24 protein-coding genes are annotated in these 25,243 nt (G+C 35.1%); 11 read left to right on the top strand and 13 right to left on the bottom strand.

What is annotated here, in order from left to right; translation table 11 throughout:
• Positions 1-38: 38 nt before the first annotated feature.
• From LUA86_RS04985 to LUA86_RS04965, 5 genes are all read right to left on the bottom strand, one after another.
• Complete coding sequence (locus LUA86_RS04985; RefSeq protein WP_231459492.1) at positions 39-944, bottom strand: ribonuclease Z; 906 nt, start codon at positions 942-944, stop codon at positions 39-41.
• A 68-nt stretch (positions 945-1,012) separates the two neighbouring features.
• Positions 1,013-1,390 (bottom strand): STAS domain-containing protein, encoded by a 378-nt coding sequence (locus LUA86_RS04980; protein WP_231459491.1) that lies wholly within the window; start codon positions 1,388-1,390, stop codon positions 1,013-1,015.
• A 35-nt stretch (positions 1,391-1,425) separates the two neighbouring features.
• Positions 1,426-2,370, bottom strand: a complete 945-nt coding sequence (locus LUA86_RS04975) for a phosphoribosylaminoimidazolesuccinocarboxamide synthase (RefSeq protein WP_231459490.1) — start codon at positions 2,368-2,370, stop codon at positions 1,426-1,428.
• Positions 2,371-2,475: 105 nt separating this feature from the next.
• Positions 2,476-2,754: a hypothetical protein gene (locus LUA86_RS04970; protein WP_231459489.1), complete on the bottom strand. Its 279-nt coding sequence runs from the start codon at positions 2,752-2,754 to the stop codon at positions 2,476-2,478.
• A 31-nt stretch (positions 2,755-2,785) separates the two neighbouring features.
• Positions 2,786-3,745 (bottom strand): PhoH family protein, encoded by a 960-nt coding sequence (locus LUA86_RS04965; RefSeq protein WP_231459488.1) that lies wholly within the window; start codon positions 3,743-3,745, stop codon positions 2,786-2,788.
• Positions 3,746-3,848: 103 nt separating this feature from the next.
• Here LUA86_RS04965 and LUA86_RS04960 point away from each other — a divergent pair, with 103 nt between their 5' ends.
• The 3 genes from LUA86_RS04960 (at position 3,849) to LUA86_RS04950 (ending at position 5,479) form a co-directional block, all read left to right on the top strand.
• Entirely contained in the window at positions 3,849-4,628 is a 780-nt protein-coding gene (locus LUA86_RS04960; protein ID WP_231459487.1) for an S-adenosyl-l-methionine hydroxide adenosyltransferase family protein, read from the top strand.
• 205 nt (positions 4,629-4,833) lie between these two features.
• On the top strand, positions 4,834-5,352 hold the full coding sequence (locus tag LUA86_RS04955) for a hypothetical protein (RefSeq protein WP_231459486.1): 519 nt from the start codon (positions 4,834-4,836) through the stop codon (positions 5,350-5,352).
• Positions 5,333-5,479 (top strand): hypothetical protein, encoded by a 147-nt coding sequence (locus LUA86_RS04950; protein ID WP_231459485.1) that lies wholly within the window; start codon positions 5,333-5,335, stop codon positions 5,477-5,479. The genes LUA86_RS04955 and LUA86_RS04950 overlap by 20 nt, the downstream gene beginning before the upstream one ends.
• A 78-nt stretch (positions 5,480-5,557) precedes the next feature.
• Here the strand turns inward: LUA86_RS04950 and LUA86_RS04945 are convergent, their stop codons facing one another.
• The 6 genes from LUA86_RS04945 to rpsO all read right to left on the bottom strand — a co-directional run bounded on the left by LUA86_RS04945 (position 5,558) and on the right by rpsO (position 14,039).
• Positions 5,558-6,508, bottom strand: a complete 951-nt coding sequence (locus LUA86_RS04945; protein ID WP_231459484.1) for a D-2-hydroxyacid dehydrogenase — start codon at positions 6,506-6,508, stop codon at positions 5,558-5,560.
• A gap of 66 nt (positions 6,509-6,574) precedes the next feature.
• Entirely contained in the window at positions 6,575-7,648 is a 1,074-nt protein-coding gene (serC, locus tag LUA86_RS04940) for a 3-phosphoserine/phosphohydroxythreonine transaminase (protein WP_231459483.1), read from the bottom strand.
• Positions 7,649-8,016: 368 nt separating this feature from the next.
• Positions 8,017-10,437 (bottom strand): TonB-dependent receptor, encoded by a 2,421-nt coding sequence (locus tag LUA86_RS04935; RefSeq protein WP_231459482.1) that lies wholly within the window; start codon positions 10,435-10,437, stop codon positions 8,017-8,019.
• Between the two features lie 79 nt (positions 10,438-10,516).
• The gene (gene rpe / locus LUA86_RS04930; RefSeq protein WP_231459481.1) at positions 10,517-11,188 is read right to left on the bottom strand and encodes a ribulose-phosphate 3-epimerase; all 672 of its coding nucleotides are present in this window, start codon (positions 11,186-11,188) and stop codon (positions 10,517-10,519) included.
• A gap of 254 nt (positions 11,189-11,442) precedes the next feature.
• Entirely contained in the window at positions 11,443-13,578 is a 2,136-nt protein-coding gene (gene pnp / locus LUA86_RS04925; RefSeq protein ID WP_231459480.1) for a polyribonucleotide nucleotidyltransferase, read from the bottom strand.
• 176 nt (positions 13,579-13,754) lie between these two features.
• Complete coding sequence (rpsO, locus tag LUA86_RS04920; RefSeq protein ID WP_025146265.1) at positions 13,755-14,039, bottom strand: 30S ribosomal protein S15; 285 nt, start codon at positions 14,037-14,039, stop codon at positions 13,755-13,757.
• 578 nt (positions 14,040-14,617) lie between these two features.
• Between rpsO and LUA86_RS04915 the strand changes: the two genes are divergently transcribed.
• The 6 genes from LUA86_RS04915 (at position 14,618) to LUA86_RS04890 (ending at position 20,916) form a co-directional block, all read left to right on the top strand.
• Positions 14,618-15,037 carry a thioesterase family protein gene (locus LUA86_RS04915; protein ID WP_231459479.1) on the top strand — a complete coding sequence of 140 codons (420 nt, stop codon included), beginning with the start codon at positions 14,618-14,620 and terminating at the stop codon, positions 15,035-15,037.
• A gap of 403 nt (positions 15,038-15,440) precedes the next feature.
• Entirely contained in the window at positions 15,441-16,865 is a 1,425-nt protein-coding gene (locus LUA86_RS04910) for an MATE family efflux transporter (protein ID WP_231459478.1), read from the top strand.
• Positions 16,866-17,328: 463 nt separating this feature from the next.
• Positions 17,329-19,116 (top strand): translation elongation factor 4, encoded by a 1,788-nt coding sequence (lepA, locus tag LUA86_RS04905; RefSeq protein ID WP_231459477.1) that lies wholly within the window; start codon positions 17,329-17,331, stop codon positions 19,114-19,116.
• Positions 19,117-19,203: 87 nt separating this feature from the next.
• A complete protein-coding gene (locus LUA86_RS04900; protein ID WP_231459476.1) occupies positions 19,204-20,085 on the top strand; it encodes a bifunctional 5,10-methylenetetrahydrofolate dehydrogenase/5,10-methenyltetrahydrofolate cyclohydrolase in 882 nt (293 codons plus the stop codon).
• A 147-nt stretch (positions 20,086-20,232) separates the two neighbouring features.
• Positions 20,233-20,493, top strand: a complete 261-nt coding sequence (locus LUA86_RS04895) for a DUF6364 family protein (RefSeq protein WP_231459475.1) — start codon at positions 20,233-20,235, stop codon at positions 20,491-20,493.
• A gap of 3 nt (positions 20,494-20,496) precedes the next feature.
• Positions 20,497-20,916 carry a PIN domain-containing protein gene (locus LUA86_RS04890; protein ID WP_231459474.1) on the top strand — a complete coding sequence of 140 codons (420 nt, stop codon included), beginning with the start codon at positions 20,497-20,499 and terminating at the stop codon, positions 20,914-20,916.
• A gap of 104 nt (positions 20,917-21,020) precedes the next feature.
• Here the strand turns inward: LUA86_RS04890 and LUA86_RS04885 are convergent, their stop codons facing one another.
• Positions 21,021-21,356, bottom strand: a complete 336-nt coding sequence (locus LUA86_RS04885; RefSeq protein ID WP_231459473.1) for a Rieske 2Fe-2S domain-containing protein — start codon at positions 21,354-21,356, stop codon at positions 21,021-21,023.
• Between the two features lie 106 nt (positions 21,357-21,462).
• Between LUA86_RS04885 and LUA86_RS04880 the strand changes: the two genes are divergently transcribed.
• Entirely contained in the window at positions 21,463-22,086 is a 624-nt protein-coding gene (locus tag LUA86_RS04880) for a 7-carboxy-7-deazaguanine synthase QueE (RefSeq protein WP_231459472.1), read from the top strand.
• 38 nt (positions 22,087-22,124) lie between these two features.
• Positions 22,125-24,011, top strand: coding sequence for an OmpA family protein (locus LUA86_RS04875; RefSeq protein WP_231459471.1), 1,887 nt, complete (start codon positions 22,125-22,127; stop codon positions 24,009-24,011).
• A 514-nt stretch (positions 24,012-24,525) separates the two neighbouring features.
• On the opposite strand, the gene LUA86_RS04870 is transcribed toward LUA86_RS04875, so the two are convergent.
• Complete coding sequence (locus LUA86_RS04870; protein ID WP_231459470.1) at positions 24,526-25,242, bottom strand: YqjF family protein; 717 nt, start codon at positions 25,240-25,242, stop codon at positions 24,526-24,528.
• Position 25,243 lies beyond the last annotated feature (1 nt).

Genomic DNA, 25,243 nt, shown 5'->3' with positions numbered 1-25,243 from the left:
AAAATGCAAGGCTTTTTTTGTGGCAAAATTCTGGATCTCTACAACTGAAAAGTTTTCCCCTCAACAGCAAGTTCGGTGTTTTCAAAAACTGATTGAGTTTCTTCTAATAACATTTGCAGTGTTTTGTATCTTGAAGAAAAATGCCCAATCAACAATTTATTTACACCATTTCTTTTGGCAACCTCTCCTGCTTGCAAAGCTGTTGTATGGTGGGTTTCATTTGCACGGTCTAAAAGATCGTGTGTAAAGGTTGCTTCATGGTAAAGCGTATCACAATTCTTTATTGTATCAAAATATCTTTCATCATAAAGCGTGTCCGAGCAATAGGCATAAGCACGAGGGGCATCTGCAGCAGTTGTGTAATCTTCACTCTTTAAAATATCTCCATTCGGTAATTCTACATCAATGCCCTTTTTAAGCGCCGTGTAATAAGCCATCGGAATTTCATCTGCCTTATCTTTAATCAGTTTTCTTTGTCGTTTTTTTTGTTGAAATAAGAAACCAGTAGTTGGGATTCTATGGTTTAAAATGATGGTCTTAACAATCAAATCACTATTCTCGAAAATTTGTAAAGAGTTTTCATTATCAACCGGAAAAAATTCAATTGGATATCTTAATGTAGTGTCCGAATATTTAAATTGAATCTCGAGAATTTCTAGCAGTTGCTTTGGACCAAATATTTGCATTGGTTTAATTCGACCGTTAAGATGAAGACTTGATAATAAACCAATTAGCCCGAAATAGTGGTCGCCATGCAAATGACTGATAAAAATATGATCTATCCGAGCGGCTTTAAGGTTATACTTTATTAATTGTTGCTGTGTACCTTCGCCGCAATCTATTAAGTAATATTTTTCATTACAATTTAAAAGCTGTGCCGATGGATTCCTGTTAAAAACCGGTGTTGCCGAACTGCTGCCAAGAATCGTAACTTCAAATTTCATATGTTGATATATAAAAAGCCTCGTAGATTTTAGAAACTACGAGGCCATTTTCTTTAGTAATATACAGGTTATTTATCGCCTCTAAACTCTTTTTCCAATTCATCCATAAAGATGAAATCAGTTGCTTCCTCTAATGTATTAACAAACGTTACAGATTGAAATATGTTTGATAATTCGATTATTGGGGCAATTTCATCATTAATTCCGGTTACAATAAATAAACCATTTGCGGCTTTGCATAATCTATCGCCAACTAAAAGACTGCTTAAATCTTGAGCGTCATTACACTCTTTTATATGGCTTAAATCAACAATAATGTTTTTAAACCCTTCAGCATTAAGTAAATACAACTCTGATTTTAATCCTGGTGCATTTTCATTTGTAAACTTATGTTCTTCTAACTTTAAGGTTACATATTTCTCGTGTTTATCTACCGAAAATTTCATCTCTCTTACTCTTTATTTTACTAATGTATAAAATTTTAAAGCGTTTGCAAAGCCTTTAAAACATTACTTTCTATACGGTTTGAAATTGCATCAGCATTAGCTTTTATAAATTCTTCACCAACAATTTTTTCATATAATTCGATGTATCGCTCAGATATTGAGTTTACGATTTCTGGTGTCATTTCTGGAATAACCTGACCATCTTTGCCTTGAAAACCGTTTTCAATAAGCCATTTTCTTACAAATTCTTTCGAAAGTTGCTTTTGCGGCTCATTTGCATTCTGGCGTTGTTCATATCGTTCAGCATAAAAATAACGTGAAGAATCTGGTGTATGGATTTCATCAATAAGATAAATCACGCCATCAGCTTTACCAAATTCATATTTTGTATCAACTAAAATTAAGCCGCTTTTAGCAGCAATTTCAGTTCCGCGTTCGTATAAAGCGTAAGTATATTTTTCTAATTGTTCGTAATCACTTATAGATACAATTCCTTTAGCCAAGATGTCTTCTTTGGAAATATCTTCATCATGTCCTACCGATGCTTTGGTAGTAGGTGTGATAATTGGTTGCGGTAATTTATCATTTTCTTTTAAACCATCTGGTAGAGAAACACCACAAACAGAGCGTTTCCCAGCACTATATTCACGCCAAGCATGACCAGCTAAATAACCTCTGATAACCATCTCAACTTTAAACGGTTCGCAAATACGACCGATAGTAACCATTGGATCTGGAACATTCAAAACCCAATTTGGAACAATATCCTGCGTAGCAGATAAAAATTTTGCGGCAATTTGATTTAAAACCTGTCCTTTGTACGGAATTGCTTCAGGCAAAACTACATCGAATGCAGAAATACGATCTGAAACCACCATTACCATTAATTTATCGGCAATTGTGTAAACATCACGCACTTTACCTTTGTAAAAATTGCTTTGATTTGGAAAATTATAATTAGTTTCTTTTTGTGCTTTCATGAGGGGATAAAAATAGTAAAAAAGTCTTAAAAGTCCGAAGTCTGGATTTAGGAGATAAAATGTTTAAATAAAAAGCCCCGCAGTTTTATCAGCTGCGAGGTTCATTTATTTTAATTTGCTTAAAACTTGCTTAAAGCTTTCGGTGGAAATTGTATCAATTAATTCATGCTTAACCCGGATATCAATTTTATTATCTCTTTTAAATAATTGAAGCCTGCCTTTAAAAAGATGCTCTCTACCATCGTCAGCAAAAGCAAAGAGATTTTTTAATTTCTCCTTTTTACAAACCCATAGCTCGTTATTCTTTGAAACGATTAAACGTATGGTTTGCGGCAATTTCTCAAAAGAAAGCTTAAACTTCTTATCTAACGAAATATTTTCCATTCAATTTGCAATTTCATATTGAAATACCGGCTTACTGTATATCTCCGTAAGCTTTTAAAATATCTTTGACTAATTTATGGCGAACAACATCTTCTCCGCTTAGGTAAATAATATCTATGCCTTTAATATCTTCTAAAATTCTTAAACCATTAAATAAGCCCGACATTTGTTTCTTAGGCAAATCGATTTGAGTAACATCGCCCGTAACGATAAATTTAGCTGTTGGTCCCATACGCGTTAAAAACATCTTTAATTGCATATCCGTAGCATTTTGAGCTTCATCCAATATTACAAAGCAATTATCTAGGGTACGGCCACGCATAAAGGCTAATGGTGCAATTTCTATCGTGCGGTTTTCGATGTAAAATTTTAACTTCTCTGCCGGAATCATATCATCCAAAGCATCATATAAAGGGCGTAAATACGGGTCGATTTTTTCTTTTAAATCTCCAGGCAAGAAACCAAGGTTCTCTCCTGCCTCAACCGCAGGACGAGTTAAGATTATGCGTTTAATTTCTTTATTTTTCAAAGCACGAACGGCCAAAGCTACAGCGGTGTAGGTTTTACCGGTTCCGGCAGGGCCGATTGCAAAAAGAATATCATTTTTAGCAATACTGCTTACCATTTTTCGCTGATTCGCCGTTCTGGCTTTTACCAACAAGCCATTTGTACCAAAAACAATCACTTCACCACCGCCACCGGTTGGTTGTTCTACATCTTTTTTTGCTACACCAGCAGCTTTTGCACCTAAAATAGATTCTACATCATTATTTGTTAACGAACTATATTTTTCTAAGTGTGCAACCAACTGGCTAAATTTTGTTTCAAATGCCTTAAGTTCCTGCTCATCACCGAGAACCTTTACTTCGCTACCTCTCGCTACTAGTTTTAACTTGGCGAAAGCACCTTTAATCATTTCGTAATTCTCATTGTTTGCTCCCCAAAAGTGAGCAGGATTTACGGTATCCAGAGTTAATTTTAATTCGTTCAAACTAGAGTATTTTAAAAAGTTATCGGGGTATATTAATTAAAATTTGAATATTTGCAGACGCTTATGCCTCTACACAAGAATAAGCAATAATATTGAATTTTTAATGGGGATAATTACTTTAACAACAGATTTAGGTTCGAAAGATTTTTACCAGAGTGCCCTTAAAGGTAGTCTGCTAAGTCTTATGCCTAATGTTAATTTAGTTGATATCACCCACGAGGTTCCATCTTTCAATATATCTTACGCAGCATTTGTACTAAAAAATGCTTATCCGTATTTTCCTAAAAACACAGTTCATTTAATCGGTATAGATTCTGTGTACAGTGAAAACACAAAATATATCGCCATAAAGCATAAAGACCACTATTTTGTGGGTGCTGATAATGGTATTTTTTCTTTGTTGTTTGATGAAATGCCCGAAGATGTTGTAGAGTTAAACATTATGCAAGACTTAAAATATCTGCATTTTCCATTAGTTGATATTTTTGTTAAAGCAGCAACGCATTTGGCTAAAGGTGGAAGATTAAAAGACATAGGCTTACCTGTAGCAGAGATTGAACAAAAGATGCTTTTACATCCTGTTATCGAGCGAGATATCATTAGAGGAAGCGTTGTATATATTGATACTTTTTGCAATGTAATTACAAATATTACCAAAGATTTATTCACTAAAATTCAAAGAAACCGCGACTTTACTTTATACTTTAGAAAAAGCGAAACCATTACTCAGTTAAGCTGGCATTACAACGAAGTATCTGAGGGGGAAAAACTTTGTCTGTTCGGAATCAGTAATCATTTGGAAATTGCCATAAACAAAGGTAAGGCAAGCGGCTTGTTAGGTTTACATTTGGGCGATATTGTTCGCGTGGAGTTTCATCCTTAATTAGTTCAGTAGTTCATTGGCTCAATAGATCATTAGTTTGGAAACCAAAAAGTAATCTGTAAATCCATCTTGTCAACCTATTTATACATAGTCTTAATTGCTTGATTTTTAGCAGTGACAAAACTTTGCCAACCAATGAACCTATGACGAATGAACCAATGAACTAACATTCAAACAACTCCTCCTCTTTATACGTTTATATCAGATGAAGAAATATTTTTGCCTAATCTCTATTCTATTCCTGAATATTCAATTGTTTGCCCAGCAAGATACAACTGCTTATGCAGCACAGCGTGTTAAAGTAAATTCGCTACTTAAAGAGCGAAGTACAAAATTCGGTCAGTATGATGAAAGCTTAAATCAGCGAACAGGAATATTTGGATGGCAAACTAAAAAAGACATTAAAAATTCTAATGAAATCCTTCGTCAGGTTGTATTAACAGATAATAATATTTTCAAAGAGTTGAAAATATTGATGGACTACAAAGACCTACAAAACGAGCAGAAAGTTGCAGTTGCAGATAATTCTCAAGAAAAAATTGAGAATTACATGCTAACTATCAAAAAACTTCAGGACCAAAACGAAACATTAAAAGTCGAATTAAGCAGAAAAGACAACAAAAGTTTATCAACCTACATTATCGTTTTTCTTCTTTTAATAATGGCAGGTGGTTTTTTCTTTTTCAATAAAAAAATACGTGCTTATGAAAAAAGAATTGTTTAAGATTTTAGCAAAAATAAACAAAGCAATTTTACCGAGCTTATATAAGAAAGACCCAAATAAGCTAACAAACATCCAGAAAGCAATTTTGGGTTATCGTTATTGGGTATTAACCAATGCTTTAGATTAGAAAAGGCCAACTTTGCAGTTGGCCAATTCTTATACTTTTACCTGGAGATTGCTTCGCCTCGCAATGACGCGAGATTACTTATTTCTTAAAATGCTCAATAATTAAAGTCGCTAGTTCTGTACCAATACGTTCTTGCGCTTCATTAGTTGAGGCACCAATGTGTGGTGTTAATGAAATTTTTGGGTGTGTTAAAATTTCGGCTAATGGGGTTGGCTCATTATCAAAAACATCTAAACCTGCAAAAGCAACTTTACCAGAATCTAAAGCCTCAATTAAAGCTGGCTCGTCGATTGTACCACCTCTAGAGCAATTTACAATACCAATACCTGGTTTCATTTTCGCAAATTCTTCAGCGCCTAAAATTGGTTTATCGGCAAATGGCGTATGTAAGCTTAAGAAATCACTTCCGGTAATAACTTCATCTAAAGAAACCGTTTTAATTGGGATGCTAACCGATTGTCCACCTTGAAAGCTTAAAGTAATTTCTGATTCAGAAGGAAACAAATCATAGGCTAAAACATTCATACCTAAACCTAAGGCAACTTTTGCGGTAGCACGACCAATACGGCCAAAACCTATTATACCGATAGTTTTGCCATTTAACTCCGTTCCCTTTGCATAAGCTTTCTTAAGGTTGTTAAATTGCGTAGAACCTTCTAAAGGCATTTTACGGTTCGCATCTTGTAAAAATCTTATACCGGTAAATAAGTGAGAGAAAACCAGTTCTGCTACAGATAGCGATGAAGCAGCCGGCGTATTTACCACAGCTACACCTTTACTACGAGCATATTCTACATCGATGTTATCCATACCAACTCCTCCTCTACCAATCAGTTTGATATTTGGAACAGCATCAATTAATTCTTTTCTAACTTTTGTAGCACTACGAACCGTTATGGCATCATAATTTTTCAAAGCTTCAGCTAATTGCTCTTGTGGGATGGTTTCTGTATCAACCTGAAAACCCGCCTTTTCTAATAATTCTTTTCCGATAGGGTCTATTCCATCGTTTGCTAATATTTTAATCATAATATGATTTTCAATAACCAAATTGATTACGCTTAAATGAGTATCAATTATTTTTAATAATTTAAATTAATTTGCTTTTGCCTGCGCTTCTTCAAAGGTTTGCATAGCATCGATTAAAGCATGTACACTTGTAATTGGTAAGGCATTATACATAGAAGCACGGAAACCACCAACACTTCTGTGTCCTTTAATGCCCACAATACCTTGCTCTTCAGCAAATTTTAAAAATGGCTTCTCCAGTTCAGCATTTTGCATCACAAAACAAATATTCATTTTCGAACGGTCTTCAATGGCACAAGTACCCTTAAATAATGGATTTCGGTCAATCTCCCGGTAAAGTGCTTCAGCTTTCTGCTTGTTTTCCTTCTCAATATCAGCTACACCACCTTTAGATTTTAACCAACGAAGGTTTAGCAAAGCAACATAAATAGAGAAAACAGGTGGCGTATTGTACATCGAAACATTGTCTATATGAGATTGATAGTTCAACATCGAAGGAATTTTACGGTCTATTTTACCTAAAATTTCATCCTTAACAATAACAATAGTTAAACCCGCAGGACCAACGTTTTTCTGTGCTCCAGCATATATTAAATCAAATTTGGAAACATCAATCACACGGCTCATAATATCCGATGACATATCACAAACGATAGGCACACTTGTTTCGGGCACTTCAAAAAGTTCGGTACCATAAATTGTATTGTTTGAGGTGTAATGGAAGTAAGCACTATCAGCCGGAATTTCAAAATCTTTAGGGATAAATGTATAATTTGCATCTTTTGATGATGCAACAACATTAACATTACCTACAAATTTAGCTTCTTTTAAAGCCTTGGTTGCCCAAACGCCAGAATCTAAATAACTTGCGGTTTGTCCATCGCCCAATAAATTCATCGGTACCATAGCAAACTGCAAACTAGCACCGCCTTGTAAAAATAAAACGGAATAACCCGATGGCACATTTAGTAATTCTTTTACCAATTTTTCAGCTTCAGCAACAACAGCCTCAAACTCGGTTGTTCTATGCGAAATTTCTAAAATTGATAATCCATCGTTAAAATCTAAAACTGCCTGTGCAGCTTGTTTAAACACTTCTTGAGGTAAAATACAAGGGCCTGCGCCAAAATTATGCTTCATCTTATTATGTAAATGATTATGGGCGTAAATGTAAAATTTTTAAAGCACTAATGGCTACAAAATCGTATCATAAAAAATTAAATTTTGTTAAAAATAGTACCGATTTTAACTAATTCATTATGGTTTTTGTAATAAAACGTTTAACCTACGTTTATATAGATTTTTATAATTTGTAAAGCAATCAAGCAGCACTTAGGTTAACACAGTCCCGCCATTTACTTCAATCTTTTTGTTATCGCAATTATAAACTTGTCCATTTATTGCAACAAAAAGTATTTACGTTCCTGTCTGGTTTAGAGAATTTGGTTTTGATAATTCTTTGGGAGGTTTTCTGTTCTCAACGCCTAATCTTCCGTTTTTTACGAAGGTTAATTCTTCAATTTCACAATCAGTTTCAAATTAAATTGTCTGCCCGTTAAATAATTTGGAATAGCATATTGCACATTATCAATATCTTTAAGCCATAAATACGAAACCGTGTTATTAATATTGAGCATATTAAAAACCTCAAAAAATAAGATAACAGAATTAAAATTTTTATCTAAAAACTTAGGTTTGTGTAAAGCGGCATCATCCAGAAAATCTTTCGAAAAGCCAATGTCAATTCGTTTGTAGGATGGTATGTAAAACTTATCTAAATATCTTGGCGTTTGCGATGGGCCAATTGGCAACCTTGAACCATACAAAGCATTTAAGTGAACCTTGTAAGTTGGACTATTCAACAATCTATCTTGAAAAAAAACAGAGAAATTTAGTCTTTGGTCTGTAGGTCTTTTTAAATAACCAGGATAAATCCTTTTGCCATTCTGCACATAGCTGTCGTCGATAATATCTTCATTAGCATGCATAACCGACATGCGAAAATAAGAAACCAAGTCTTTTACAAATTCACCACCTATACTAAAATCAGCGCCATAAGCATAACCTTTAGAGCTTTCATTAGCTAAATATTTAATTCGTAGATTATCAATTTTGTAAGGAATCAACCTATCTGAATATTTAAAATAAGCTTCGGAAGTAAACTTTAACCTTGTACCGAAAGCATCAAAAGCATAATCATAACCTATAGAAGTGTTATAAGAGCTTTGGGCTTTTTGATGGATATTCAGGTTTCCGGTAAAGTCTCGTATGGTTCTGTAAGATGGTGGCTGTTTATAAACTCCGGCTGTAAATCTTAATATTTTATTATTTGAACTAGGCCTGTATGCTATTAAAACCCTTGGGCTAACTAATAATTGCTTGCTTAAAGAGCTGTATGTTGCACGTGCACCAAGCTGAAGCTCTGCATTACTTGATAATGAATAACTATCTTGAATATAAGCACTATAATTTTTTATATCAATATTATTTTCTACATTGATTACGTTTTGCAACAGAATATTTTTTGAATCATTGGGTAAAATATAACCAGCCGAATCGGTATAATTATATTCATTTAATTTATCATCATATCTGGAATTATCAAACTTTAATCCCCAAGAGAAAACATGATTATTAAAATTTTGGTCGACTTTAATTTCCGAAGCAAAAATTTGCGTATTTAAACTATTCCTCCCGTAATTGTAATAATTGCCAATACCCTTATTTTTAGTAACGGGTCCAAAAGTTCCTAAGGGAAAATTGCTATCAATTTCGTCAAAAGTGTAACTGCCATTAATATCGAACCGTTCTCTTTCAATCGTATTAAAATAACTATTTATAAATTTGATGATTTGGTTAGGTTTTGGCGAATAGGTTGCGGTAACCGACGTACCAAAGGTTTGATAATCGTCAATTTCCTTTCCAGTATAATCAACATTAAGGCGCAATGTTGTATTTAACGTTCCAAATTGCGTTTCTCGATTTGTAGGCTCTAATTTAAACTGGCCAACATTTAAATTACCTAAAATGCTTATGTTAAATTTCGGCGAAAAATCATATTGATACAGGAACTGTGCATCAGCAAAATTTGGTTTATAACTTCCCTTCTCATCCTGCTTAATTAATACATTTGAGTTATTTTTATACCTCAAACCTGCTAAAAAGAAGCTCCGTTTGTAAATCCGCTTTGCGGTTAAAGATGTATTTAACAAACTAGTGCTTAAAATCGTTTCGTTGCTATCGGGTTTATCATATCTTATATCTAAAACCGACGAAAGTTTATCGCCATATTTTGCCTCAAAGCCACCTGCTGAAAACTTCGCCTTACTAACCAATTCAGAATTTATAAAGCTTAAACCCTCTTGCTGCCCATTACGAATTAATACTGGTCTGTTGATTTCAACATCGTTGATGTAAATCAGATTTTCATCAAAATTTCCACCTCTAACGCTATATTGAGCGCTTAACTCATTGTTGGTAGAAACACCCGGCAGGGTTTTAAGCATGGTTTCAAAATTTCCAGAAACCATCGGCATAGAAGCAATATCAGCAATATTTATTGTAGTTGTATTACTGAGCTGATTTTGCTTATCGGTGATGTAAACCTGCTCTAACTCATTAACATTTGCCACCAAACTTACCATTTGCATTATTCTGGCACCAGAGCGTTCGTTAAACTTTAAAGTTTGAGGCTGATATCCTAATAAAGAATATTTTATACTGAAACTTTTGGTTTTAGAATATATGGTATACATACCAAACTCATCTGTTACAGTAGATTGACCCTGCCCCAAAACTATTACTGTGACTTGTGGTAGAGGCAATTTATCACCACTATAAACTATTCCCGATACCCTAACTAATGGCTGCGCAACCGCTAAACTGCAGCCAGCAATTAGAAAAAAAAGGATTAGCCGAAATTTGAGCATTTTTTAATATCAAGATAAGAGCATCAGGTATCAAGTTTAAGATAAGGCAAAGTAAAGGCTTATTTTCTCAATTAAACAATTAGATACTCACACTACTAGTTGTTAATTGTTTCATTTTTGAAATGGTTTCAGTAGGACTTTCCGTTGCGAAAATTGCATTGCCGGCGACAAAAGCGTTAGCACCAGCAGATACCAATGCACCAATGTTTTGTAAACCAACACCGCCATCAACTTCAATAACCAAATTTTCATTTACGCCTTTAATCAATTGCTTTAAATCCTTAATTTTTTTGTAAGTATTATGGATAAAAGCCTGTCCGCCGAAACCCGGATTAACAGACATAATTAAAACTAAATCTAAATCTTCTATAACATCTTGCAGCAAACTGACTGGCGTGTGTGGATTTAAGGCAACACCAGCCATACATCCAGATGCTTTTATTAACTGGATTGTTCTATTTAAATGGGTGCATGCTTCATAATGTACTGTAATCATATCTGCACCAGCTTTTGCAAATTCTGGAATAAACTTATCTGGCTCTACAATCATTAAATGTACATCCAAAGGCTTTTCAGCATGTTTTTTTACAGCTGCCATCACCGGGAAACCAAATGAAATATTTGGAACAAACACACCATCCATCACATCAACATGAAACCAATCAGCATCACTTTGATTGATCATTTCTATATCGTGTTGTAAATTACCAAAATCGGCAGAAAGTATGGATGGCGCAATAATATGTTTCATTTTGTATTTATATTTTCGTCATGGCGAGGCACGAAGCAATCTTAAAACGAGAGTAATTTAGGAGACTGCTTCGTGCCTTGAAATTACGAATTAGTTATATAATTTCACTAATAAGGCAAGTTACAAAACAAGTCTGAAAGTTTTAAATCAGAAAGAACTAAGTTCGCTTTAAATAAAACAAAAAACCCTTTCAGTAAACTGAAAGGGTTTGTATTATTTATCCTTCGACAAGCTCAGGATGACAATCTACCTTATTACGCTTTTGGCGCAGCTGGTTTTTCTGGTCTAGGCAATAAAACTTTGCGAGAAAGTTTCATTTTACCTTGTTTATCAATGTCTAATAATTTAACCTCGATTTTATCACCTTCTTTCAATACACCATCCATAGTTTCTAAACGTTCCCATGAAATTTCAGAAATGTGCAATAAACCATCTTTACCTGGCATAACCTCAACAAATGCACCAAATGGCATAATTGATTTTACTTTACCTTGGTAAACCTCACCAATTTCTGGTTTAGCTACGATGTTACGGATACGAGTAACCGCTGCATCAATTGCCGCTTTATTATCAGCGAAAATTTCTACGATACCTTTACCATCAACTTCTTCGATAGAGATTGAAGCGCCAGTTTCGCGTTGCATTTCCTGAATAATTTTACCTCCAGGACCGATAATTGCACCAATGAATTCTTTCTCGATAGTGATAGAAACAATACGTGGAGCATGTGGCTTCATGTCTTCATTAGGCTGAGCAATTGTTTTCTTCATCTCATTTAAGATGTGTAAACGGCCTTCTTTAGCCTGTAATAGAGCTTTAGTTAAAACCTCGTATGATAAACCATTGATTTTTAAGTCCATTTGGCAAGCAACAATACCGTTTTCAGTACCAGTAACTTTAAAATCCATATCACCTAAGTGATCTTCGTCACCTAAAATATCCGAAAGGATTGCATATTTACCAGTTTTCTCATCAGTAATTAAACCCATTGCAATACCAGAAACGGGCGCTTTGATTTTAATACCTGCATCCATAAGTGCTAAAGTACCAGCACAAACAGTTGCCATTGATGATGAACCGTTTGATTCTAAAATATCAGAAACCACACGGATTGTATATGGATTAGCTTCGCCTTCAGGTAAAACTTTTTTCAATGAACGTTGTGCTAAAGCACCGTGACCAATTTCACGACGACCAGCGCCTCTGTTTGGTCTAACCTCTCCTGTTGAAAAACCTGGGAAATTATAGTGCAACAAGAATTTTTGATAACCATTAAAGAAAGCGCCATCAATCATTTGCTCATCATCTTTGCTACCTAAAGTAACTGATGTTAAAGATTGAGTTTCGCCACGTGTAAATACCGCCGAACCGTGTGCTGCTGGTAAATAACCAACTTCACTCCAAATAGGGCGAATTTCTGTAGTCTTACGACCATCTAAACGAATGCCTTCATCTAACAATAAATTTCTAATCGCATCGTACTGCACATCATGGTAATAATGTTTAGCCATTGCTTTAGTTAAATCTGCTGTATCTTCTGGCATTGCCTCAAAAAACTCATTAATAATTGCAGTAAAACCAACTTTACGCTCATCTTTATTCGAACCAGATTTCGCAACTGCGTAAACTTTATCGTAAGTATCAGCATAAACCTTCGCTTTTAAATCAGCATCATGGTCTTCATGGCTATATTCGCGTTTAACTGTTTTACCAGTAGCTTCGGTTAATTCAACCTGAATAGCACATTGAACTTTAATTGCAGCGTGTGCAAATTTTAAAGCCTCAACCATTTCATCTTCTTGAATTTCATCGCACTCGCCTTCAACCATACCGATATCGTTAGCCGAACCAGCAACCATAAATTCTAAAGTTGCACGCTCTAAATCGCTAGCGTATGGATTGATTACCAATTTACCATCAATTTTAGCAACACGTACTTCAGAAATTGGACCATTAAAAGGAATATCAGAAACCGATAATGCAGCCGAAGCAGCTAAACCTGCCAAACAATCTGGCATAATATTTTTATCAGCAGAAATTAATGAAATCATCACCTGTGTATCAGAGTGATAATCACTTGGGAACATTGGGCGTAAAGCTCTATCAACCAAACGAGAAATTAAAACCTCGTAATCAGATAATCTTGCCTCGCGACGTAAAAACCCACCTGGAATACGACCAGTAGCCGCATATTTTTCTTGATAATCAACCGATAATGGTAAGAAATCAGTTCCTGGTTTAGCACCAACAGTAGATACAACCGTTGCTAACAACATCGTATCGCCCATTTTAACTACAACCGAACCATCAGCTTGTTTAGCCAATTTACCAGTTTCAATTTCTACAATTCTGCCATCGCCCAAATCGAACGATTTTTTTATTACATTCATTTAAATAGAATTATGGTGTGTTTTCCTCTTTCTACACACCGTTGTTTATATATGTATTTGTTTTGCAAACGAAGATAAGACATAATCGCTTATCTATAAGTAAATCTTGCTAAAATATTTAACAGGAAACGTAAAAAGCCATTCCCGAAAGAATGGCTTTTGCTGATAAAATTCGCTTATTTTTGTTTAATGATATCACGAAGCGATAAAGCTTTAATGATAGCACGGTAGCGCTCAATATCTTTTTTGTATAAGTAAGCCAAAATACCGCGGCGTTTACCTACTAATTTTTGAAGTGATAACTGTGTAGAGAAATCTTTACGATTTTTCTTTAAGTGCTCTGTTAAGTGCGCAATACGGTATGTAAATAACGCTACCTGACCTTCTGCTGAACCAGTATTGGTTTCAACTTCGCCGTGTTGTTTAAAGATTTCGGCTTTCTTTTCTGGACTTAAATACATTCTTGAATAATATTAAAGTGTAAAAATTAATTAAATGTGGCGCAAAGATAAGGTATTTTTGGTTATAAGCAAGTGTAATTTGCAGATAGCTTTTTTAAGCTAATCGCTTGATTATTTGGAAAGCAAGGTTCTGTTTTCCATCGGTTGCTACACTCCCGCCCTCGCTGCAATCTTTTTGCTTACCGTACTTCCTTTGTCGTCTTTGCGAGTAGGAACGACGAAGCAATCTTATTTGGAAAATGTTGCAAAAAGTATTTCCGCTAAGTCGGGTTTATACACTTAAGATTGTGAAAGAAACTTAGTTTTTAACCAGCGCTTCTTCTAATCACAATCCCTTTTTCCTAAGGAACTTTTAGAGGTTACCCTCCGTTCATCAAAGCAGCTACTTATTCAGTTTAATTAGTTCAAAAAACCTATCTACTACCGAAAGAGAGAGGAATTTTGATTCACGCTATCTTTCAATTACTTCATTTCTATGTTTGAATTATACATTTTTAATCTGCTCACAAGTTAAAATTACAAAAAACTTAAAATACATCTAATATTAAAAACCATACTTTTGCACAAAACATTTACCCTTGGAAAAGAATCAATTTAGCATTTTCGAAAGCGAATTACGTGTACGTCCTGATGATATAGATATGTTCAACCATGTGCACAACAGCAAATACCTTGATTATGTATTAGCTGCCCGTTACGAGCAAATGGAGAAATTCTATGGAATGCCTTGGGAACATTTTACTAAATTAGGTTTAGGCTGGGTAGTAAGTCGGGTAGAAATTAATTTCAAACGCCCACTTTTAATGAACGATTTAATGCTGATTAGAACAGGCATTTTAACTATGAATGATAAAGGCTGTGCCGTTCAGTTCGAAATCATTAATAAAAAAACAGGTAAAATCGCCTCTGATGGTATTTTCGACTATGTGTTAATTGATTTAAATACAAACCGCGGAACGAAGGTTACAGATGAAATGATTAAAGCATATAGTATTTAGTCATGTTTAATTAAACCGTCATTTCGAGCGAAGCCGAGAAATCTTTGAAGCTGATTAAATCAATATTCAAAGATTTCTCTCCCGAATGTTCGGGACTGCGCTCCAGTCGAAATGACGATTCGTTATTAGATTATCCCACACTTAGGTTCGTATCTTCACGAATCGAAGCAAATAAACTCATCTTTGAAAAAATATAATTCCGTGAGTTCCATCTTTCCGTGGCAAAAAAATAATTAGAAATTAAAATTTTATTTATCTTTACCACATCAAAAGGAAAAAACCATGATAGTATCTGCAATCCGTTTGAGGTTTTAAAAAACCAAGGATTCCCTCCCATTTTTACAGATTATAAGCGCTTTTTAGTGTATTTTGGTTTATTCATTACATTTCATAATATCAATATATGTCACAGTCAACTAAGGCGCAGGGCAAACTATCTTCTTTTTTCGAGCTACTCGTACAATCGTTAAAAGGTAATGAAGTTGATTTAACTTCAATCAGCATTAAACGAGCAATTATTCTTTTAGCTATTCCAATGATGTTGGAAATGGCTATGGAATCAGTTTTTGCTTTAGTTGATTTATATTTTGTTGGTCATTTAGAAAACAGCAGCCTTGCTATACAAACTGTAGGGCTAACAGAATCAGTTTTAACGATTATCTATTCATTGGCAATAGGTTTAAGTATGGCCGCAACAGCCGTAGTTGCCAGAAGAATTGGCGAAAAAAATCCGGAAGCTGCATCAAAAGCAGGTATGCAAACCATTGTAATTGCAGTTGCCGTAAATATTCTAATAAGTATTGCAGGTGTAATTTATGCTAAAGATATTTTACTATTAATGGGTGCTTCTGCAGAAACTGCAAACCATGGTGTAAATTTTGTCCGCATAATGATGGGCGGAAGTATAATTATCGTTTTACTTTTCTTAATTAATGGAATTTTTAGAGGCGCCGGAAATGCAGCCATCGCTATGAGAAGTTTATGGATTGCTAATATTGCAAACATCATTCTCTGCCCTATTTTTATTAATGGTTTCGGACCAATACCGGCATTTGGATTAACCGGTGCGGCGATTGCAACAACGATTGGTCGAGGCTTGGGTGTATCGTATCAGGTTTACAATTTATTCAACGGTAAAAATGCCTTAAAAATTCGAATCAGTCATTTCCTGCCAGATTTTGAGCAAATTAAAGCTATTGTAAAAATTGCTGCACCGGCTATTTTTCAATTTGTTATAGCAAGTTGCAGTTGGGTCTTTCTTGCAGAATTAGTCGCCACAACCGGTGGTGACGAAGGCTCTGCCGGTTATCAAACGGCACTTCGGTTAATGATGTTCTTCTTACTACCAGCATGGGGTTTGAGTAATGCAGCAGCAACATTGGTTGGTCAAAATTTAGGCGCTGGCCATATTGGTAGAGCCGAACAATCGGTTTTTCAAACCTTAAAATACATTATTATTTTTATGGCTGTGGTTAGTGTGGTATTTTTAACCTGCGGTCATTTATTTGCATCTTTCTTTACTTCTGATGTTAAAGTGATAGAGATTGCAAGCAGAGCCTTAAAAATTTTAAGCATTGGCTTTGTTATCTATGGTTCGGCGATGGTTTTTAGCAGTGCGTTTAATGGTGCTGGCGATACCTGGACACCAACAAAAATTAATGTTTTTGCGTTTTGGCTTTTTCAAATTCCATTAGCTTATTTTTTAGCGAAATATTTAGAAATGGGCCCAACCGGTGTTTTTATTGCTATACCGAGTGCAGAAGCCGGAATTGCCATTGCTGCCTTTATCTTGTTTAAAAAAGGTAAATGGAAGAAAACGATGGTTTAACTTTTTTAGTTTGCCACGGAGACACGGATTTACATGGAATTATTTTTTTTTAATTAACCACAGATAAACGGGATAAACACAAATGGATTGGAAATAGTAGATTAACCAAATTCCATGATTTCTGTGTTTCCGTGGCAAAAATAATTTAGGTATCTAGAAAGAAAACATTTAGAAGAACTTCTGTCTTGTTGCTAAGTACCTCATTGTAGTGGAAATCCTTTTTGGTAATCTACAGAAATAGATTGCCGCGTCGTTCCTCCTCGCCGCCAACCGCAGGTTGGCAATGACGGAATTTTGAGTATAACACAATGATAAAAAGATTGTAACGCCCGCCTGCGGGACGGGCAGGAAAAGCAGGACTGCAGCAACCAAAAAATTGTTGCTTTCGCTTTTCAGAAATTTAAAAATCCGGCCATCTTTTCGACCTTAAATTTTCCATTAAAAAGCATATCTTTGCGCAAAGATGAAGCATATACGTAATTTTTGCATTATTGCACATATTGACCATGGTAAGAGTACTTTGGCCGATAGGTTATTAGAATATACCGCGACGATTTCGCAGCGTGAGGCGCAGGCGCAATTGCTCGATAATATGGATTTGGAGCGTGAGAGAGGCATTACTATTAAAAGTCATGCCATACAAATGAACTACAAAGTTGGTGATATTGAATATAATTTTAACTTAATTGATACACCCGGACACGTAGATTTTTCTTATGAAGTTTCGCGATCTATAGCGGCTTGCGAAGGTGCTTTACTTATTGTAGACGCATCGCAAGGCATACAGGCACAAACAATTTCGAACTTATATTTAGCGCTTGAGCACGACCTTGAAATTATACCGATTTTAAATAAAATGGATTTGCCTGGGGCGATGCCTGAGGAAGTGAAAGACCAGATTATTGATTTAATTGGCTGTAAACGTGAGGATATTATTCCTGCATCGGGTAAAACGGGAATGGGTATTCCTGATATTATTCAGGCTATTGTAGACCGCGTACCTGCTCCTGTTGGTGAGCCTGAAGCGCCTTTACAAGCTTTAATTTTCGATTCAGTTTTTAATTCTTTCAGAGGTATTATTGCTTACTATAAAGTTGTAAACGGAGAGATTAAAAAAGGTGATAAAGTTAAGTTCATCAATACTGGTAAAGAATATTTAGCTGATGAAGTTGGCATTTTAAAACTTGATATGTCGCCACGTAATGTGGTTAAAACCGGCGATGTAGGCTACATTATTTCGGGCATTAAAGAAGCTAGAGAGGTTAAAGTTGGTGATACCATTACTACAACCGCAAGACCAGCAGAAGGAGCTATTCAAGGTTTTGAAGAAGTAAAACCAATGGTTTTCGCAGGTATTTATCCTGTTGATACTGATGAGTTTGAAGAACTTCGCGAAGCGATGCACAAACTGCAATTAAATGATGCCTCTATCGTTTTCGAACCTGAAAGTTCTGCTGCATTGGGCTTTGGTTTCCGTTGCGGATTCCTTGGAATGTTGCACATGGAGATTATTCAGGAACGTTTGGAGCGTGAATTCGACATGACGGTAATCACTACTGTTCCTAACGTTTCATACATTGCTCATACAACTAAAGGTGACGAAATTTTCGTTAATAACCCATCAGATTTACCAGATCCAAGTAAGTTAGATTCTGTTGAAGAACCATACATCAAAGCAAACATTATTACAAAAGCCGATTTTGTCGGTCCTGTTATGTCGCTTTGTATTCAGAAGAGAGGCACAATCGTTAATCAATCTTATTTAACATCAGATAGAGTTGAGTTGGTTTTTGAAATGCCAATGGGCGAAATTGTATTTGATTTTTATGATAAACTGAAAACAATTTCAAAAGGTTATGCGTCTTTTGATTATCATCAAATTGGCTATAGAAAATCGGATTTGGTTCGTTTAGATATGCTGATTAATGATGAGCCAGTTGATGCTTTATCATCATTAATTCACCGCAGTAATGCTTACGATTTCGGAAAGAAAATTTGCGAAAAACTGAGAGAGTTAATCCCTCGTCAGCAATTCGAAATTAAGATACAGGCATCAATCGGTGCAAAAGTTATTGCCCGCGAAACGCTTAGTGCTTTACGTAAAGATGTTACGGCTAAATGCTATGGTGGCGATATTTCTCGTAAACGTAAGTTATTAGAGAAACAGAAAAAAGGTAAAAAACGTATGCGCCAGGTTGGAAACGTAGAAATTCCACAATCTGCGTTTATGGCAGTTTTGAAATTGGATTAGATTAGATATAGAATCAAGATACAAGTATCAGGTAGCAAGACAAATTTTCTACTTGATACTTGATACTTACTACTCGATACTTTAGAAATGAAATTACTAGACGGAAAATACGTATCAGAAAAAGTTAAAGTGCAAATTGCTGAAGAAGCTGCTGAATTTTTGAGTAAAACCGGCAGAAAACCCCATTTAGTTGCCATTTTGGTTGGTAATGATGGCGGTAGCGAAACTTATGTTGCCAGCAAGATGAAAAACTGTGAAAAGGTAGGTTTTAAATCTTCGCTTTACAGATATGATAACTCAGTTACTGAAGTCGAATTACTAGCTAAAATTGAAGAAATTAATCAAGATGCTGACGTTGACGGTTTAATTGTTCAATTACCTTTACCAAAACATATCGACCCTGAAAAAGTTACCGAAAAAATTGATTACCGTAAAGATGTGGATGGTTTCCATCCGGTAAATTTGGGCAGAATGATGCGTAACTTGCCTTGTTTTATTCCCGCTACTCCTTATGGCATTTTATTAATGTTGCAAGAATACAATATAGATACTACTGGAAAGCATTGCGTTGTAGTTGGCAGAAGTAATATTGTTGGTAGTCCGATGAGTATTTTAATGGCTCGTAACGCAAACCCGGGTAATTGTACGGTTACCCTTACGCACTCGCGTACGAAGGATTTAAAAGAGCAAGTTTTACAGGCAGATATTATTATTGCAGCAATAGGCAAAAAGAATTTTGTTACCGCTGATATGGTAAAACCTGGAGTGATAATTATTGATGTTGGTATTAACCGCGAAAATTCTACTGAAACAAAATCTGGCTTTAAACTTTACGGCGATGTCGATTTTGAAAATGTTGCGCCTAAATCATCATACATTACACCAGTGCCAGGTGGTGTTGGTTTAATGACAATTGTAGGTTTATTGAAGAATACATTAGCATCGGCTAGAAAAGAAATCTATAATTAGCTAAAAGATATAAAGGTTTAGGGTTTAGGGTAAAACCTATTGTTATAAAAATCACAAAAGCAATTCAAATAATTGAATTCCTTTTTTTACGTGTAAATTTTTTTTATTATACGTAAAATTATTATATTTGAGTTTAAATGAACTGTTATGGATTCGAAACTAACTCTAAGCTTTAACCAGGACGTAGTTACAAAAGCTAAGAAATATGCTGCTGATAACAATATTAGCCTATCTCGTTTAATTGAGCATTTATTAGTTCAAGTAACATCAAGTGATTACAAATCTCTTGAAGATTACCCCATTTCTGAATGGGTAAGTATGGTTGCCGAGGGCGAAGTAGAATACAAAAAAACCGTGAAAGCTGGTCGGAAGGCTTCAAAAGATGAATTCTTTTCTTCTAAAAAATAATAAATGAAAATATTTTTAGATGCAAATGTTCTGGTTTCTGTACTCAATAAAGAGTATCCACTTTTTACTTACTCTTCCAGGATTTTGAGCTTAGCATCGCACCCAAAATTTGATGTTTATACGTCGCCACTTTGCTTAGCAATCGCTTTTTATTTTGCCGAAAAGAAACATAAATCTCAATTGGCTAAGCAGAAAATAGATTTGCTTTGTCAACATATTAAAATTGCACCAAATTCGGCAATGGGTGTTTTTGATACTCTGGCAAATAAATCCATTCACGATTTTGAAGATGGTTTAGAATATTATGCTGCCGATTCTGCTGGTTGCAAATGTATCATAACAGAAGATATTGAAGACTTTTATTTCGCTGATATTGAAGTATTGAATTGCCAGGAGTTTTTTAAAAGACACTTAATGAATTGATAATCCGTCTATTGAATCTGACGGCAAAGAATGCGAACAACTGATTGAATAAGTTTTCAGTCCCGCATAATTTTCATACCGATGACTTTAGTAAACGGGTAATATTAGTTCCACAACTTGCTCCACCAGCTTTCTTCAAAACCTACGTATAAACCATCTTCTCTTAAATCTGTAGGATATATATTAATGTAATCGCCTTGACCTTCAGCACCTCTTCCGGTTTCTAAGTGGTAAGCATAGCGATGAATCGGGCAGATTAAATTTCCGTTTTTACACCATCCACCAGAAAAATGACCTCCCGCATGTGGACATGATGATTGAGTTGCAATAATTTTATTTTCATTGTTGATGATACAAAGTTGTTTACCATTTACCTCAACCGTTTTTATATCTCCACTACCCGGAATTTGATTCTTTTGCAAGGCTTTTATCCACTTCATTAAGCTAAATTATTACTAAAATATCAGTGTTCTTTCATCTTTACATTAATTTTTTAAACCAGAAACGATTACACCATATTTTTTTTGGATATTTGCAAGCTCAAAAATGAAACAAGAAATACCAGAAGACGGCACATTACTTCCATTAATGGAAGAGTTCTACACAATACAGGGCGAGGGATTTAACACAGGAAAAGCAGCATATTTTATTCGTTTAGGCGGTTGTGATGTTGGCTGCCATTGGTGTGATGTTAAAGAAAGCTGGGATGCAGAAATGCATCCGTTGACGCCTGCTGATGTTATTGTAGAAAATGCTGATAAATTTCCGGGGAAAGCTGTTGTAATTACAGGTGGCGAACCCTTAATCTATAACCTCGATTATTTAACTAATAAACTTAAAGAAAGAGGAATTTTAACCTTCATAGAAACCTCTGGTGCATATCCTTTATCTGGCAATTGGGATTGGATTTGTTTATCACCTAAAAAATTTAAGGCACCGCGACCAGACATCACGCCTTTTGCACATGAATTAAAAGTTATAGTTTTTAACAAAAGTGATTTTAAATGGGCAGAGGAATATGCGGCAATGGTATCTCCTACCTGCAAATTATATTTACAGCCAGAATGGTCGAAATCAAAAGAAATTACGCCAATGATTATTGAATACGTAATGGCTAACCCAAAATGGGAAATTTCATTGCAGACGCACAAATTTTTAAATATTCCTTAAATAGTTTACATTAGCTTTGATAACCAAATGTTAATGTAATGAAATGCTGGTTTCTCTTACTCTTTAGCTCATTTAGCGCTTTTTGTTTTGCTCAAAATTCTTCAAATAGAAAAGCACAATCTTTTTTTGAGAAAGCCGGACCATACATCGACAAAAACGATTACGCCTCTGCCGAAGGGGTTTTAAAAAGCGCTACAGAAGCCGACCCACTTTTTCAAAATGCATATTTTTTGCTGGCTGCTGTAAATAAGTTGCAAAGAAAATATGCCGAGTCAAAATTATCTTATCAAAAAGCTATTAAAATTAATAGTAAAGTAGCTCCAGAAGTAATATATAACCTTGCAGAAGTAGAATTTGCAACACAAGAATTTGACAAAGCAAAACAACATTTTTTTGAGTTTTTAGCTTTAGATGGTTCATCCGCAAGAGCGGGTAAAGCGAAGAAATATCTTTTAGATTGTGATTTTGCCGCCCTAGCAATTAAAAAACCTGTTAGTTACTCACCAATAAATCTTGGCGAAGGTGTAAACACTACAGATTCAGAGTATTTTCCAGCCTTAACTGCTGATGGCGAAACCTTAATTTTTACACGTCAGGTAAATGGAAACGAAGATTTTTACTCCTCACAATTCAAAAATAATTCATGGAATCTGGCAACGCCACTATCAACCAGAATCAATACGACCAAATATAATGAAGGTGCACAAACCATATCTCCTGATGGAAAATATTTATTTTTTACGGGATGTAATCGCCCGGATGGTTTAGGAAGATGCGATATTTATGTTTCTCATCGCGAAGGAAAAGATTGGGGTGAACCCTATAACATTGGCAAACCTGTTAATTCTGAGTACTGGGAATCGCAACCCGCGATTAGTCCGGATGGTAGAACTTTATATTTCATTAGCAATCGGCCGGGTGGTTCTGGCGGTTATGATATTTGGAAAAGTACCATAACCGATGATGCAAAATGGGGACCTGCCATCAACCTTGGACCAGAAATTAATACGGCTAATGATGAAAACACTCCATTTCTTCATGCTGATGGAAAAACACTTTATTTTTCATCTGATGGCTGGCCGGGTTTTGGAAATAAAGATATTTACTATAACCGTATGGATGATGCTGGCAAATTTAAACAGCCGGTTAACCTTGGCTATCCAATGAATTCATTTGAGGATGAAAGCGGCTTAATTGTAAGTGCCGATGGTAACTTCGGAATGTTTTCTTCAAATCTTAAAAATGGCTTCGGCGGACAAGACATTTACAGTTTTGGTATCCCCGAAGCGGCAAAGCCGTTAAAAATATCGTATGTAAAAGGTATTGTGAGAGATAAAGACACTAAAAAAACGATTGAAAGTAATGTTCAGGTTATTGATTTAAAAACAAATAAAACTGTTTTTGATGATTATACCGATGCTGAAACAGGTCAGTTTTTAGCCGTAATGCCAATTGGAGGCAATTATTTGTTTAATGTTAATGCAGATGGTTACCTGTTTTATTCAGAAAATTTCGAGTTAAAAACCGGGGATATCAATAAGCCTTATCTAATTGAAGTATCGATAGAAAAAATAAAGCAAGGCGGAAATGTTACGCTGAGGAATATTTTCTTCGATACCAATAAGTTTAATTTGCTGCCCGTTTCTATTAAAGAGTTAGATTTATTGATTGATTTTCTCAATCAAAATGCAACAGTAAATATTGAAATTCAAGGTCATACTGATAATGTTGGCGATGCTAAATTGAATGAGAAATTATCCTTTAACAGGGCAAATGCTGTGTATGAGTATTTATTGAAAAATAATATAGAAGCAAAAAGACTTACTTTTAATGGATTTGGTGCAAGTAAACCGATTGCAGACAACAAAACAGAGTTTGGGAGAAAAAACAACCGCAGAACATCTTTTGTAATTACTAAAATTTAAAATTACTGCAACAGTTATGGCTTTGATTAGAACGTTAACACTAAAATAATAATCGCTTAGACAAGTTCATTAATGCACAATAGTTCCTTTTATATGAAATAATCAAGGATATTAATTTCTGGTATTTGGACATTTAGCTAAGCGTAAGCAGCGACTCTTCGTTTCACTTTAAACCGGGCTAATATCCCGAACTTACGGAATTGGGATGAGCTGTCAAAGCCGAAACACTTACTTTTATACAAAAATTTTCAGCCGGCAATTATTAACCCGTTTCTATTATTTTAATTGCATTAATGAACTCCCAGAAATGCTCGGCTTTGTTTCTTTTGTTGTCAAAGGAAAATTCCTGCCAGGCTAGAACAAAATCATGTGATGCTAACTTTGTGAGATTTGCTCAACTAAGTAAGATTGCCACGAAACTATGAAAAATAGTTTCTCGCAATAACGATCGTTTTAAAGACATCGTTTAAACTTTTACGAAAGAAAATTAACATTGTTAAGGCGATAGTAAAACCTAAAACTTCTTCCCTTTTAAAACCCTGATTTCAGAACCTTCAGCTAGCATTACAGAATCTGGATTTGCATTATTTAAAAAGGCAAAATCAGGTCCGTAATTCACGCCAAAATCCACATCAATTTTGTAATCTTTAATTGGATATACTTCCCAACGAGGATGCTCTACACCATATTCTGATGTTTTGTTAACACCTAGCTTGGTGTAACCCCAATAATGTTCGGTTATAAATTCTTCTTCACTACCAATTGCAATTGGCTCAGCTTTTGATGAAGCCGAGACAGAAAATTTATTCCATAATTTATTTTTCCAAAGATATTCAACCTCTAATTCTTGCTTATGCTCAATCCAAGCATGTTTCATGGGTAAAGTTTGGTAATGTTCTTTATAAATTGTATTAGCCACAAAAGTAATCGCAGGTAATGGCACAATTTCTTTTAGAAAAACTACACCTCGCTTCCACTCATTGCCATCTTTAAATTTAACATAAAAACGAAGATTTACTTCCTCAAAATTGGTATGAAAAGGGATGTTAAAGCCCCTCAACTTTACGTTAACGAACATAAAACCAACCAAACTAACATAATATTTACCTTGCCAATCATCTAATTCTGTATTCGCAGGTAAATATTTTTTCAGAATTTCTGCATCAACAGCATATTGAGCTAATGCTAATTTCCGCCATTCGGCAGTAAGGAAGACGTTGGGATTCGCCACA

The organism is Pedobacter sp. Leaf132 (genome assembly GCF_920984695.1).
Classification (GTDB): domain Bacteria; phylum Bacteroidota; class Bacteroidia; order Sphingobacteriales; family Sphingobacteriaceae; genus Pedobacter.
Note: the sequence above shows the minus strand (reverse complement) of the source record. Positions and strands in the feature narration are given on the sequence as shown.